Origin of the sequence: Endozoicomonas sp. ONNA1 (assembly GCF_024606325.1) — a bacterium.
In the GTDB taxonomy this organism is placed as follows: Bacteria; Pseudomonadota; Gammaproteobacteria; order Pseudomonadales; family Endozoicomonadaceae; genus Endozoicomonas_A.
This window is the reverse complement of the sequence record NZ_JAHHPN010000723.1, coordinates 1-14,827: the sequence shown is the minus strand read 5'-3', so window position 1 is coordinate 14,827 and position 14,827 is coordinate 1. Positions and strand designations below refer to the sequence as shown.

At 43.6% G+C, this 14,827-nt stretch carries 10 protein-coding genes and 1 pseudogene; 2 read left to right on the top strand and 9 right to left on the bottom strand.

The window, feature by feature from the left end; all coding sequences use genetic code 11:
- The 9 genes from KDK19_RS17150 to KDK19_RS17110 form a co-directional block, all read right to left on the bottom strand.
- On the bottom strand, positions 1 to 1,164 hold a 1,164-nt coding region (locus tag KDK19_RS17150), incomplete at its 3' end, for a hypothetical protein (protein WP_257292446.1).
- Between the two features lie 177 nt (positions 1,165 to 1,341).
- Positions 1,342 to 2,655: an RING finger protein gene (locus tag KDK19_RS24465; RefSeq protein ID WP_257292445.1), complete on the bottom strand. Its 1,314-nt coding sequence runs from the start codon at positions 2,653 to 2,655 to the stop codon at positions 1,342 to 1,344.
- 367 nt (positions 2,656 to 3,022) lie between these two features.
- On the bottom strand, positions 3,023 to 4,462 hold the full coding sequence (locus tag KDK19_RS17140; protein WP_257252651.1) for an RING finger protein: 1,440 nt from the start codon (positions 4,460 to 4,462) through the stop codon (positions 3,023 to 3,025).
- A gap of 263 nt (positions 4,463 to 4,725) precedes the next feature.
- Positions 4,726 to 6,162: an RING finger protein gene (locus KDK19_RS17135; RefSeq protein ID WP_257292444.1), complete on the bottom strand. Its 1,437-nt coding sequence runs from the start codon at positions 6,160 to 6,162 to the stop codon at positions 4,726 to 4,728.
- Between the two features lie 131 nt (positions 6,163 to 6,293).
- Entirely contained in the window at positions 6,294 to 7,691 is a 1,398-nt protein-coding gene (locus KDK19_RS17130; RefSeq protein WP_257252649.1) for an RING finger domain-containing protein, read from the bottom strand.
- A gap of 168 nt (positions 7,692 to 7,859) precedes the next feature.
- Entirely contained in the window at positions 7,860 to 9,524 is a 1,665-nt protein-coding gene (locus tag KDK19_RS17125; RefSeq protein WP_257292443.1) for an RING finger protein, read from the bottom strand.
- Positions 9,525 to 9,609: 85 nt separating this feature from the next.
- A complete protein-coding gene (locus KDK19_RS17120) occupies positions 9,610 to 11,022 on the bottom strand; it encodes an RING-HC finger protein (RefSeq protein WP_257292442.1) in 1,413 nt (470 codons plus the stop codon).
- A 257-nt stretch (positions 11,023 to 11,279) separates the two neighbouring features.
- Positions 11,280 to 12,605: a cell wall metabolism sensor histidine kinase WalK gene (locus KDK19_RS17115; RefSeq protein ID WP_257292441.1), complete on the bottom strand. Its 1,326-nt coding sequence runs from the start codon at positions 12,603 to 12,605 to the stop codon at positions 11,280 to 11,282.
- A gap of 7 nt (positions 12,606 to 12,612) precedes the next feature.
- Positions 12,613 to 13,296 (bottom strand): response regulator transcription factor, encoded by a 684-nt coding sequence (locus KDK19_RS17110; RefSeq protein WP_257253094.1) that lies wholly within the window; start codon positions 13,294 to 13,296, stop codon positions 12,613 to 12,615.
- A gap of 85 nt (positions 13,297 to 13,381) precedes the next feature.
- On the opposite strand from KDK19_RS17110, the pseudogene KDK19_RS17105 reads away from it, so the two are divergent.
- Together KDK19_RS17105 and KDK19_RS17095 are read left to right on the top strand one after the other, a co-directional pair.
- A pseudogene (locus KDK19_RS17105) lies at positions 13,382 to 13,964 on the top strand (heme-binding protein).
- A 132-nt stretch (positions 13,965 to 14,096) separates the two neighbouring features.
- Positions 14,097 to 14,827: cation transporter (locus tag KDK19_RS17095; RefSeq protein ID WP_257292438.1), on the top strand; the 731-nt coding region annotated here is incomplete at its 3' end.

Sequence of the window (14,827 nt, the reverse complement as noted above, 5' to 3'; positions counted from 1 at the left end):
TAATTCCTGTCGTAGTTGGGCTATCAGTTCATTTTGTTGTTGAATGACTATTGACGGATCCTGATGCTCAGAATCCGATTCCTCAACGGAACCGTCGCTGTCTGGCGATGATGCCTCCGATAATGTAGGTGTGAGGTCAATACCCACAATACTGTATGTAAACACATGCATGCCACCCAGAGTATCCATAAACTCAGGTACGGGGTGCGAATTTCCAGAGCAGCAATGGCTGGCTATATTCTGGTAGATCATAGGCAAAAGCTCGTATGGCAAGCAGCAGATCAACATGGCTTCCAGTGTCTCATGCGATTCCGTTCCTGAATTCAGGCGCTGGAAAGCTGCTGTTGCCATTGCAGTTAAACCGATTAGAAGTGCTGTCTCTGCGTCCAATTCTGCCATATTTAATTGATTGGCAAGGCTTTGCGGAAAATTATATTCAGTGATATTTTCAGAAAGCAATGCACGGTCGAATGCTCGATCGTAGCTTTCTCCGGTATATATGTTATCCGACACTCTAAAGCCGACATAAAGTTCTTCTCTGGAAAGAAAGTGAGGACCAAGAAAAGCAAAAAACATCACGACCAGATCATTATTAACACTGACATGATGAGACTTATGTGCCGCCGGAGCTAAATAGAAACAGTTGAAATAAGGATTACTGCTGCCATTTATATTGGCAGACAAAAAAAATTGTTCAAAAAGATTTTTTGCCGTTTCATTAATTATCTCTCTATCTACCGAGCTTTGACCATTGATCCTATTTATATTAATAGCGAATATACGATGTATTAATCTCAGCATTCTTTGAATGCGACCTTTTCGATACAGGGAATCACCCATATTCACATAATGAAAATATAACTCGTTCAGACGATTAAAGCCTTGCTCAGTAACCTCGTAATCTTCACAGGTTTCCATTCGCTCATCTCCAGATAGATCGGCAGAGGCTAAATTAAGCCTGACAAAGCCAATGCGGATGTTTTCAAGTGGGCTCATGCCGGGTTGACTTGTGCTATTTTGTTGTTTTTTTGAAAGCGGTTTCCAGCTTGTCATTTGATACTGTAGATATTCTTCAAGGCCATAGGTGTCGTTTGCCAGCCCCTGCTGATAAAAAAACAAAAACAGTGAAAACAAAAGCGGATTAAAGGAATACCATAAGGTCATACTTTCACCTTCATTCGAAAAAACTGCACTACTCTAACTGCAAATCACCCTTAACAAATAATCAACTGTCGTATAAAGAAGCCTTGCAGACTTCATTATCCAAGGCTTTGGCAACAGACTGTTTAACCCCCGCTTTACTGCATTCCTCAAAAAGCTATACTAGCACTGTTCGCGCATTCAATAAAAAGACTTGTCGATAACCTTCATGTATGACGACGGTGTCTCCCGACAAAACGGACAGTCCCTCTGCTCATCTATAATTCGCCCGGCACAAAACTCGCAAAAACCAGCATGTCCACAACTTTGTAACACCCTAATGTCTGCCACTGGATTGAAACAAATTGGACATTTTTTGCTTCCTTCTGAGACTCCTCCAACTGCACCTGCTTCCTCCGTTGCAGGTTGGCTTGCTAATTCCTGTCGTAGTTGGGCTATCAATTCATTTTGTTGTTGAATGACTATTGACGGATCCTGATGCTCAGAATCCGACTCCTCAACGGAACCATCGCTGCTTGCCACCTCAGAATAATCCAATAGATATTCCAGGCTTTCTGCCGATGTTGCAGATGTGAGGTCAATACCCACAATACTCTGTGCAAAGTCCTGCATACCATCCTCGGTATACATAACCAAAGGTACAGGGCATGAGTGTCCTGGGCGGCAATGGCTAGCTATATTTCTGTATACAGTGGCAAGTAGCTCGAATGGCAAGCAGCTTATCAACAAAGTTTCCAGTGTCTCATGCGATTCCGATCCTGAATCCATGCGCTGGAAAGCTGCTGATGCCATTGCAGTTAAACCGATTAGAATTGCTGTTTCCGTGTCCAATTCAGCTGTATTTAGTTGATTGGCAATGCTTTGCGGAGAATTATATTCAGTGATGTTTTCAGAAAGCGATGCACGGCCGAACGCTCCATCGTAGCTTTTTCCGGTATATCTGTGAATCAACGTTCTAAAGTAAGTATAAAGTTCATCCTTAGAAAGAAAATGGGGACCAAGAAAAGCAAGAAACATCAGGACAAGACTGTTATTAACACCAACATTATGGGAGAGATGTGCCGTCGAACCCGGATAGAAATAATGGAAATAAGGATTAATGCTGTCATTTATGTTAACAGACAAAAAAAATTGTTCAAAAAGAATTTTTGCCCTTGCATTGATTAGCTCTTTCTCTGCTGCACTTTGCCCATTGGTCTTATTTATATTAATAGCGAATATACGATGTATTAGCCTCAGCACTCTTTGAATACGAACCTTTCGATACTGTGGGTGACCCATGCTCACATAATTAAAATAAAAGCTTATCATCAGTTTAAATTCTTGTTCAGCAACCTCATATTGTTCACAGATTTCCAGTCGCCCATCTCCGGATAGATCTTCAGAGGCTAAATTAAGCCTGACAAAGCCAATACGGATGTTTTCAAGTGGGCTAATGCCAGATTGATTTGTGCTATTTTGTGTTTTTTTTTCAAACGGTTTCCAGTTTGTCACATGATATTGGTGAAATTCTTCAAGACCATAGGTGTCGTTTGCCAGTCCCTGCTGATAAAAAAATAAACACACTGAAAACAAAAGCGTCTTAAGGGAATACCATAAGGTCATACTTTCACCTGCTCTCGTTTAAACAACTGCACTACTACAACTGCCATTTACCCTTGATAGAAAATATCTACTGTCGTATATATAAGCTTTACAGTACCCGTTATTCATGACTTTGGTAACAGACAGTTTAATCTCAACTTTATTACGCTCCACGAAAGGTTATAACAATCAATGAAGTTTAGAGTGGGTACAGCTGTGCCTCTCGTTCTTAAGCAAACACAAAGCATCAGGCAGTACGCCGACAAGGTTCGAGCCTTCAATAAAAAGACTTGTCGATAACTTTCACATATGAAAACGGTGTTTTCCGACAAAACGGACAGACCCTCTGCTCATTTATAATTCGCTCAGCACAACACTCACAAAAACCAGCGTGCCCACAATTTTGCAACAGCATAATGTCTTCGACTGGCTTGAAACAAATTGGACATTTTTTGGTTTCTCTTGTGGCTCCTCCAACTGCTCCAGCTTCTTCTGTTGCAGGGTGGCTTGCTAATTCCTGTCGTAGCTGGGTAATCAGTTCATTTTGTTGTTGAACGACTACTGACTGATCCTGATCCTCAGAATCCAACTCCTCAACAGACTCCTCACTGCCTGAATACTCAAAATAATCCACTAAAAAGTCCAGGTTTTCTGGCGATGATGGCTCCAATAATGAGGGAGTGGGATCAATACCCACAATATTGAGTGTAAACGCTTGCATGCCAACCAGAGTGTACATAGCCCCGGGTACAGGGCACGAACGCCCAGAGCGACAATGACTGGCTATATTGCGGTAAACATTGGGCAGAAGCTCGTATGGCAAGCATCTTATAAACACGGTTTCCAGTGTCTCCTGCGATTCCAACCCTGAATCCATGCGCTGGAAAGCTGCCGATGCCATTGCAGTCAAACCGATTAAAAGTGCTGTTCCTGCGTCCAGCCCGGCTGCATTTAACTGATTGGCAAGGCTTTGCGGAGAATTATATTCATTGATATTGTCAGAAAGCAGTGTACTATCGAACGCTTGATCGAAGCATTGTCCGGTATATATGTCACCCAACATACAAAAGCAGGTATAAAGTTCATCCTTGTAAAGAAAGTGGGGACCAAGAAAAGCAAGAAACATCAGGACCAAATCGTTATTAACATCTATATAATTGGACTGTGGGGCACCCGGAATTGAATAGAAATAATTAAAATAAGGATTGCTTACACCATTTATATTGACTGTTCCAAACAATTGCTCAAAAAGACTTTTTGCCGTTGCATCGATTAAATCTCTCTGTGCCAGGCTTTGTTGCCTAATGGTCATATTTATATTTATAGCGAAGATACGATGCATTAGCCTCAGCATTCTCTGAACGCGAACTTTTCGATAATGAAAATCACCCATATTCACATAATTAAAATAAAAACTGATCAGGCGATTAAAGTCTTGTTCAGCAACCTCGTAATTTCCACAGAGTTCCAGTCGATCATTCCCAGATACATCATCAGAGGCTAAATTAAGCCTGACAAAGCCAACACGGATGTTTTCAAGTGGACTCATGCCGACTAGATCTGTGCCATTTTGTTGTTTTTTTGAAAGCGGTTTCCAGTTCGCCATTTGATACTTGCGAAATTCTTCAAGGCCATAGGTGTCATTTGCCAGCCCCTGCTGATAAAAAAACAAACACACTGAACACAAAAGCGTCTTAATGGAATACCCTATGGTCATACTTTCACCCGCATTCGTTAAAACAACTGCACTAGCGAACTGTAATTTACCCGAAACAAATAAACTTTGTCGTATAAATAAGCCTTGAAGAATGACTCATTCAGGGCTTTTTCAGCAGACAGTTTAGCCCCGTTTTATTTCACTCCACAAAAGTTTGTAACAATCGATGGCATTTATAGTAGGTACCAATAATGGGCACAAAGTGTGACTCTTGTTCTCAGGGAAATAGAGTATCAGGCAATACACCAGCACTGTTCCCACAGTCAATAAAAAGACTTGTCGATAACCTTCATATATGAAAACGTTGCTTCCCTACAAAAGGGACAATTCTTCTGCTCATCTATAATTCGCCCGGCACAACCCTCGCATAAACCAGCGTGCCCACAACCCTGTAACACCATGATGTCTTCGATTGGCTTGAAACAAATTGGACATTTTTTGGTTCCTCCTGAAGCACCTCCAACTGCACCGGCTTCCTCCGTTGCAGGTCGGCTTGCTAATTCCTGTCGTAGTTGGGCTATCAGTTCATTTTGTTGTTGAACGACTATTGACTGATCATGATTCCCAGAATCTGGTGCCCCAAAGGAATTCTCACTATCTGAATCCTGATCGTTAAATACCAGATATTCAAGGCTTACTAACGAAGATGCCACTGGTAATACTGGTGTGGGGTCAATACCCACAATACTGTGTGTAAACTCTCGCATACCATCATCGGTATAAATAGCCCTCGGTGTCTCGTGCGAGCGCTGAGTGTGGCAATGGCAGGACATCCTGTCGTGAATAGTCGAGAGAAACTCGTATGGTAAGCATCTTATCAACAAAGTTTCCAGTGTCTCTTGCGATTCCTGTCCTGAATTCATGCGCTGAAAAGCGGCTGATGCCATAGCAGCTAAGCCGATTAGAAGTGCTGTTTCTGCGTCCAATCCAGCTGCACTTAACTGATTGGCAAGACTTTGCGGAGAATTATATTCATTGATATTTTCAGAAAGCAATGCACGATCACATGCTCGAGCGCAGATTTTTCCGATATATCTGCCAGACAGCACTTTAAAGCTGATATAAATTTCGTGCCTGGTAAGAAAATGAGGGCCAAGAAAAGCAAGAAACATCAGAACCAGATCCTTATTAACACGAATATAATTGCACTCAGGCGCCTCCGGAGCGGTGTAGAAATAATTGAAATATGGATTACGGCTGCCATTTCTGTTGACAGATAAGAACAAATTTTCAAAAAGGCTTAGTGCCTTTGAATTGATTAAGACATGCTCTTCCTGGTTTTTTCCATTGGTTATATTTATATTAATAGCGAATATACGATGCATTAGCCTCAGCATTCTTTTAATACGATTTTTTCGATGTTGAGGATCACCCATGTTCACATAATTAAAATATAAATCGTTCAGACGATTAAAGTCTTGCTGAGCAACCTGGTAATCTTCACAGGTTTCCAGTCGCCCATCTCCATATGCATTGTCAGTTTCCAGATTAAGTCTGACAAAACCAATACGAATATTTTCAACCAGGCACATACCGGGTTGACTTGTGCTACTTTGTTGTTTTTTTGAAAGCGGTTTCCAGTTCGCCATTTGATACTGGCGAAATTCTTCAAGGCCGTAGGTATCATTTGCCAGCCCCTGCTGATAAAAAAACAAACACACTGAAAACAAAAGCGTCTTAAAGAAATACTCTGGAGTCATACTTTCACCTGCTCTCATTAAAACAACTGAACCAGTACCACTGGAATTTATCCGAAATAAATTAACCACTGTCACAGCCTTGCAGGCCCTCTTATTCAGTGCTTTGGCAACAGATCAGCAGTACAGACACTTCAACGAGAAGACATGTCGAAAAGCTTCCTGTAGGAGTTCGATTTTATCCGACAAAAGGGACAGCCTCTCTGATCCTTTATACATTGCTCAATACAACCCCGGCAAAAACCAACGTGCTCACAACTTTCGAAGCCCATCATTTCTTTCAATGGCTCTAAACAAATTGGACATTCTTTTACTCCTCCTGAGGCTCCTCCGGCTGCACCGGCTTCTTCTGTTGCAGTTTGGTTTGCTAATTCCCGTCGTAGTTGAGCTATGACTTCATTTTGATATTGGATGACTATTGACGGATCCTGATCTTCAGTAGAACCCCCTCTGTCTGAATCCTGAGCATAATCCGATCGATAGTCCTGCCTTTCAGACGATGTTTCCGTTGTGGGGTCAATACCCAAAATACTGTGTGTAAACTCTTGCATGCCACTCAGGCTGAACATAACATTAGGTACAGAGCATGGGTGTCCCGGACTGCAAAAGTTGGCCATATTGTTGTAAACAATGGCCAGAATCTCGTATGGCAAGTATCTTCTCAACAATTTTTCCAGTGTATCTGGCCATCCCAGTCCTGAATTCATGTACTCAAAAGCGGCTGTTGCCATTGCAGTTAAACCGATTAGAAGTGCTGTTTCTTTGTCCAATCCGACTGCATTTAATTGATTGCCAATGCTTTGCGGAGAGTTTTCTTTATTCATACTTCCAGAAAGAAAGTCACGAATGAATACTCGACCGATACTTTCTCCGGTATAGCTGTAATCCAACATTTTGAAGTAGGTATCAAGATCCCCCCTGGAAAGAAAATGGGGACCAAGAAAAGCAAGAAACATCAGGATCAGACGGTTATTAACACCGACATAATTATGTTGGCGTTTCGCTAAACCATAGAAATATTGGAAAGAAGGATTACTGGCACCCTCTGTGTTTTCAGACAAAAATAATTGTTCAAAGAGGCTTTTTGCCGTTGTATTGATGAGTTCTTTGTCATCCGCTCTATGTCCATTGGTCTTCTTTATATTTATAGCGAATATACGATGTATTAATCTTAATGCCCTTTGAATGCGAACTTTTCGAAAAGGCATCTCCACATAATTAAAATAAAAGTTGATCATACGGTTAAAGTCTTGCTCAGAAACCTCGTAATCTTCACAGATTTCCAGCCGCCCATCTCCAAATACGTCCTCAGATTGCAGATTAAGCCTGACAAAGCCAATACGGATGTTTTCAAGTGGGCATATGACGGGTTGACCTGTTTGCCTTTGTTGTATTTCTGAAGGCGGTCTCCAGTTTTTTTTTTGATACTCACGATATTCTTCAAGATCATGGGTGTCATTTGCCAGCCCCTGCTGATAAAAAAACAAAATCACTGAACACAAAATCGTCTTAAAGGAATGTCCTAAGGTCATACGTTCACCTGAATTTGTTTACATAACTGCATTATTGAGCTGCAATTTATCCACAACAAATAAACCGCTGTCGCATAAGGAAGCCTTGCAGGCTCGCTTATTCAAGGCTTTTGCAACAGGCAGCTTAACCCCGCTTATTACACACGACATATAGCACTGTGCACACATTCAATGATGAGACATAAAGATGACCCTCAAGTATGATAGCGGTCTTTCCCTGCAAAAGGGACAGTCCCTCTGCTCATCTATAATTCGCCGAGCACAATTTTCGCAAAAGCCAGCGTGTCCGCAACTTTGTAACACCATAATATCTCCCACTGACTTGAAACAAATGGGGCATCCTTTTGCTCCTCCTGTGGCTCCTCCTGTGGCTCCTCCTGTTGCACCAGCCTCCTTTGTTGCAGTTTGGTTTGCTAATTCCAGTCGAAGTTGGGTTATCAGTTCATTTTGTTGCTGAATAACTATTGACGGATCCTGATGCTCAGAACGCGGCTCCTCATCAGAAGTCTCAATGCCTGAAGCTCCATTGACTGAACTCTCGGTGTCTGAACTCTCGGTGTCTGAACTCTCGGTGTCTGAACTCTCGGTGTCTGAACTCTCGGTGTCTGAAGTCACGGTGTCTGAAGTCACGGTGTCTGAAGTCACGGTGTCTGAACTCACGGTGTCTGAAGCCTCAGTATCTGAAGTCCCAGTGTCTGGACCAAGATAATAATCCCGTGGATTGTCATGACTTTCTGACGATGATGTCTCCGATAATGCAGGTGTGGGGTCAATGTGAATACCCACAATGCCCTGTATAAACGCTTGCATACCCTCCACTGTACACATAACCGGGGGTAAACGGTTTCGGTATTCTTGCCAGCAAAGGCTGGTTATATGGTCGTAGACAATGGGCAGAAGTTCATATGGCAAGTATCTTGTCAGCAAGGTTTCCAGTGTCTCTGGCCATCCCGGTCCTGAATTCATACTCTGGAAAGCTGCTGATGCCATTGCATTTAAACCAATTAGAAGTGCTGTTTCTGCGCCCAATGCGGCCGCAGTTAATTGTGTGGCAATGCTTTGTGGAGAATTATATTCATTGAGATTTTCAGAAAGCAATCCACGAGACAAGGCTCGCTGGTAGCTTTTTCTAGTATATCTATGATCCAACGCTCTGAAGCAGGTATAAAGTTTATTTTTGGAAAGAAAGTGGGGACCAAGAAAAGCCAGAAACATCAGGACCAGATCGTTATTAACACCGACCTCATCAGACCAACATTCTGCCCTGGAGTAATAAGGTTCACTCCTGCCACGTTTGAGCGTATCGTAGAAATAATTGAAATAAAGATTTCTTCTGCCATCTATGTTTTCAGTCAAAAACAATTGTTCAAATAGGCTTTTTGCTTTTTCATTGATTAGTTTTTTATCATAATTGTTTATCGTATTGATCTTATTTATATTTATAGTGAATAGATGATATATTAGTCTTAGTACTCTTTGAATGCGAACTATCTGACTTTGTTCATCCATGTTCACATAATTATAATAAAAGCTGATCAAACGTTTAAAGTCTTGGTCATCAACCTCGTAATTTTCACAGATTTCCAGTCGCTCATCCCCGGAAACATCGTCAGAGGCCAAATTAATCCTGACAAAGCCAATATGGATGTTTTCAAGTGGGTTCATAGCGGGTTGGCCTGTAAACCTTTGTTTTATTTTTGAAGGCGGCTTCCAGTTTATCTTGAGATACTCGCGCAATTCTTCAAGATCATAGGCGTCGTTTGCTAGTCCATTTTGATAAAAAAGCAAAAACATTAAAACAAAAAGCATCTTAAAGGAATGGCCTAAGCTCATACTTTCACCTGAATTCGTTAAAACAACTAAACTACTACATCAAGCAAACACAGCACCGTGCAATACTATTGCACTGCACGCACATTCAATGAAAAGACGTATCAATAACCTTCTTGTATGATTTCGATTTTATTCGACAAAAGGGACACCCGCTCTGCTCATGTGTAATTCGCTCAGCGCAAATCTCACAAAAACCTGCGTGTTCACAATTTTCGAACGTCATCATTTCTGTCATTGCTCCACAGCAAATTGAACATCGTTTAGTTTCTCCTGAGGCACCTCCAACTGCATCCATTCCCTCCATTGCAGACTGGCTTGCTAGTGGCCGTTGTAGTTGGGCTACCAGGTCACTTTGTTCGTGAATGGCTGTTGACTGATTTTGACGATCAGCATGCAGCTCCTCCCCAGAAGCCTCACTGCCTGAATCCCGAGAATAATCCGTTAGAGTGTTCAGACTTTCTGACGATAATGCAGGCGACGGAGCGGGTTTAATACCCAAAATGCTGTTTGTAAACTCCTGCATGCCATCCACACTATACATAGCGGGTAATACAGGGCATGTGCTGCAGAGTTTGGCCATATTGAAGTTGATAATGCACGAAAGCTCGTACGGTAAGTATGTTTGCAACAAAGTTTCCAATGTCTCTGGCCATTCCAACCCTGAATTCATGCAGTCGAAAGCGGCTGATGCCATTGCAGTTAAGCCAATTAGAAGTGCTGTTTCTGTGTCCAGTCTGGCTTCAGTGAATTGATGGGCAAAGCTTTCCGGAGAATTACATTCACTGATATTTTCAGAAAACAGTGCACAGGTTAATGCTTGATCGCAGATATTTTCGACATAGTTTTCAAGCAGCACGGTAAAATAGATATAAAAGTCATTATCGGTAAGAAAATAGGGACCAAGAAAAGTTAGAAACATCAGGACTAAACGGTTATTAAGACCGGCATAATTGGAATGACTTGCTGCTGAATCTGAATAGAAATAATTGAAATAAGGATTAATACCGCCATTTGTGTATTCAGAAAAAAACATTTTTTCAAATAGGCTTTTTGCCGTTACTTCTATTATCTGTTTCTCTTCAGGACTTTGTTCCATGGTCTTATTTATATTCATAGTAAACATATGACGCATGAGTCTCAGCGCCTTTTGAATGTAAACTTTGCGATATTGTGGATCACCCATGTTCGCATATTCGAAGAAGAATTCAATCAGACGTTTAAAGTCTTGCTCATCAACTTCATAACCTTCACAGATTTCCAGTCGCCCATCTCCAGATACATCCTCAGATGCTAAATCAAGCCTGACAAAGCCAATACGGATGTTTTCAAGTGGGCTCTGACCTGTGCGCTTTTGTTGCTGGTTAGAAGGTAGTTTCGAATTTGTCTTGTGATATTCGCGAAATTCTTCAAGGTCATAGGTATCGTTTGCCAGAAGCTGCTGATAAAAAAACATGAACACCACAAATAAAAGCGTCATAAAGGAACGCCCAAAGATCATACTTTCACCTGCATTCGTTAAACAACTGCACTACCTCAGGCAGCCTTTATGCGAGCGTTCCGTTGCCTGTATTTTTGACACCTCGTGTGTCCATGGAAGGTCTAATAGAAGGTGCATAAGAGATAGAAAGCAGCATAGTACATATCAGCCACGACGAGCTGACGGAATTCACCTCCCGCCTGGCTCGGCGGGAGTATCATTTCAGTCTTGAATAGCAGAAAACGTGGTCCAGCCAATAGGTGACTGGCTCCCTTTCATTAAACGGCTGGCAACAAGCAGTTAAACTCAGTCCCCTGCCCTTTTTTACTTTCTACATTGATCTTGCCATTGTGAGCCTCAACAATCGCCTTGACCAATGACAGTCCAAGACCAAACCCCGGTGTTTTTCGACTGACATCCCCGCGATAAAGGCGATCAAAAATATGGGGCAGATCGGATGCGGCGATGCCACTGCCAGAATCTTTTATTGACACTCGCCACAAATCACCTTCTCTTCGGGCCGAAACCAGAATGCTTCCCTGTTCAGGTGTAAACTTGAGGGCATTGTCCAGAAGGTTGGCAAATACCTGCCGCAACCGGTTTGGACAGGCCAGGATATTCATTGTCCCCGGAAGCTCAAAGCTGAGCTGAATATGCTTCTCCTCCGCCAGATATTCATAGAGTTGAGCCGCTTCAGTAATCAGATCAGACAGATTGGCCTGTGTGCGATCTCTGGCGTCCAGATGCTGCTCCACTGCAGCCACATCCAGCAGACTGTTCACCATCGCCAACATTCTTTCACTTTCTTCCAGGCAGTCCATCAAGCTCTCTTTCAACGCCTTGGGATCGTTATTGTTCATGGCTTTTTCTGCACTGAGTCGCATCCGAGTCAAAGGAGTTCTGAGATCATGGGCTGCAGCATTAAGGGTGTCTTCAAGACTGCGAATCAGCTGGTCAATCCGGTTCATCTGCTGATTTAAGAGCAAGGTTAACTGGCCTAGTTCACTGTTTCGGGAAGACGACAGTGGGAGCTGATCCTGCAAGCCCTTTCGTTGCAGTGTTTTAACATGCTCTACCAGCTTGCGGATGGGTCTCAACATCCGATCATTCAGCCAGGCCACCAGAAGAATGCTGATGATCCAGAGTGTCATCAGCGTTAACAGCATGACATTGCGAAAGCTGGCCAGCTCTTCATAACGCAGGGTACTGGAAAGACTCAGAACCAGTGTCTGGCTACCCACCAGCTGTTTAATGACCAGACTGCCATCATCCAGTCTTTCTGTTGCAGAAAACGGTAGGTCAACACCCTCATGAAACAACAAATCATCATCGTCGGACCAAAGGCTGGCACTGTAGCCGCTCAAACGTAGAAAATAACGATCACGTTCCAGTACTGTCAAAATCTTTCCCTGACCACTACTGTTGTATATGCGCTGCATATTATTGTTGATTACTATCAGCAGCTGGGCGTCCCGACTGACTAATTCTTCTTCAAACAGGTGATAACTAACGGCTCCCAGAACTGAAGCAATCACCATCATAATGACTCCAAACCAGAGAGTTAGTACTTGCTTGGTTGGCGTCATTTCGCCTGTGCCAGTCATCACTGATTTATTCACCAGCTCTGAGCACATAACCCATCCCCCTGATCGTGTGCAGAAGTTTGACGGATTCATCTTTATCAATCTTGCCTCTGAGTCGACAGACCAGAACATCAACGACATTGGTTTGTGGATCGAACTGATAATCCCAGACATGCTCCATGATCTGTGTTCTGGAAATTACTCTCTCACAGTTTCGAAGAAAGAACTCCAGCAGAACCATTTCTCTGGGTTGAAGGAAGAGTTTCCTATCACCTCTCCAAGCGAGCTTTCGGGATGGATCAAAGCTGAGGTTATGAAAGCTCAGCTTTTCTGATAGCACTGTCCGGGTAGATTGATTTCTGCGCAGCAATACCTCTACCCTTGCCAGGAGTTCATTAAAAGAAAAAGGCTTGGTGAGATAGTCATCTCCGCCAATTCTCAGACCAGAAACTTTGTCGTCTACTGCCTTTCGGGCACTTAGGAAAAGAATAGGAAAGTTGGCACCCTGCCCCCTTAGCGTTTTCACAAGATCCAGGCCGTTCAACCCAGGCAGCATGATATCCACAATGGCCAGATCGAAAGGCTCAACACCGACTTCATCCAGAGCTTCCTCGGCACTCTGGCATTGGGCTACGCCATAGCCATGCTCTTTTAAACCGTCACTGACAAAGGTGGATATAACTGAGTCGTCTTCTACCATCAGGATATTCAACAGGCTACTCCAAATTATTAGTATTTTTCTTCGAACTCAGCTTACCAGTAAACCGTCAGAAAAGAAGGGACCTTTCCAGCCTGTAATGTTCAGGCAAGGTCAGGGCAATGCTGGCTCACTACTCTATAACCAGTCGCTGAGACGGCAGCATCACAGAGACAACGAGAAAAACATCAAGGAAACCACCATGAAAAAGAGCATCATCGCACTGGCTTTTATCGCTACGGGACTGGCTATTGGCGCACAGGCAAAAACCACCGCCCTGCCAACCTTGACTGACAGAGCCGCGATAGAACTGGTCAATCAGGGTCTGCAATTCTGCCGCAAAGACGGTTACAACGTCAGTGTTGCTGTTGTTGACCGCACAGGTTCCCTGAAAGCCTTCGGCCGCTCTGAGCTGGCTGGACCACACTGTGGACAGCGCTCAGAAAAAAGCGTTCACCGCAGCCTCTATGGGTCAGCCTACTGCCAACCTCGCCAAACTGGTAACCGATAAGCCTTTCCTGCAAGGTCTGAAAGATATGGATGCACGCATGTTGCTGCTCGGTGGCGGTATGCCAATCAAGGTTGATGGACAGATTGTGGGCGGCATCGGAATTGGCGGTGCCCCCGGCGGCCACCTGGATCAGGCATGTGCAGAGCAGGCTATCAAGATAACGCTGAAATAAATCAACCTTGACGCTACTCATTAGAGATTCTGATGAGTAGCACACGTGTTTATCAACAAACAGGTTGACTCTGCTGAAATCAGGCATAACATATAAATATGTTTTTATATGTTTTTTGGTAAGAGTGCATCCATGTCCAAATGCGCAGCGACGAAAAGCTGCTATCCAGCAGAAAATGTGGTTCAGCCCGTCACCTCCTTTGGAGCGACCACCCGCTACAGATGGTCACTGAGCGGAATGGACTGCGCCAGCTGTGCGGCAAACATCGAAAAAGCACTGGCTGCCTCCGCCGGCGTCAAGCAGGTCAGAGTCGCCTTTGCTACAGAACGCCTTGTGGTCGATCTGGATCAGAAAGTCTCCTCAGAAAACATCGAGAAAACGGTAAAACAGCTGGGCTTCACCCTGAAAAGTACTGACCAGAGAGAAGCGGAAGAGCCTCTCTGGAAAGCCCATTCAACCTTCACCCTGCTCGCGGTATTGATGACTCTGGCTGGAATTTCCAAAGTCTGTGACCCATCATGGGGTTCATTCGGCTTTCTGGTGGCGACCACTCTGGGCGTTCTGCCTTTTGCCAGAAAATCACTCAACCAGATTCGAAATGGTACCTGTTTCGGCATTGAAACCCTGATGACCGTTGCCGCAATGGGTGCCTTGATTCTGGGAGAAACCGTTGAAGCGGGTTTGGTATTGCTACTGTTTTCCTTGGGTGAACTGTTGGAAGGTTTCGCCGGAAGAAAAGCCAAAGCCGGCATAACAAGCCTGATGCAACTGATACCAGACACAGCCTGGAAACTACAAGACGGTGAACGCATAGAAGTCGTTGCAGACTTTCTGGTTCCCGGAGAGCTTATTGAAGTTTTACC

What these genes read in the sequence shown, in the direction of transcription:
- KDK19_RS17140 (WP_257252651.1), bottom strand. Translation starts at nt 4,462, where the DNA reads ATGACCATAGGGTATTCCATTAAGACGCTTTTGTGTTCAGTGTGTTTG.
- KDK19_RS17135 (WP_257292444.1), bottom strand. Translation starts at nt 6,162, where the DNA reads ATGACTCCAGAGTATTTCTTTAAGACGCTTTTGTTTTCAGTGTGTTTG.
- KDK19_RS17130 (WP_257252649.1), bottom strand. Translation starts at nt 7,691, where the DNA reads ATGACCTTAGGACATTCCTTTAAGACGATTTTGTGTTCAGTGATTTTG.
- KDK19_RS17125 (WP_257292443.1), bottom strand. Translation starts at nt 9,524, where the DNA reads ATGAGCTTAGGCCATTCCTTTAAGATGCTTTTTGTTTTAATGTTTTTG.
- KDK19_RS17120 (WP_257292442.1), bottom strand. Translation starts at nt 11,022, where the DNA reads ATGATCTTTGGGCGTTCCTTTATGACGCTTTTATTTGTGGTGTTCATG.
- KDK19_RS17115 (WP_257292441.1), bottom strand. Translation starts at nt 12,605, where the DNA reads ATGACTGGCACAGGCGAAATGACGCCAACCAAGCAAGTACTAACTCTC.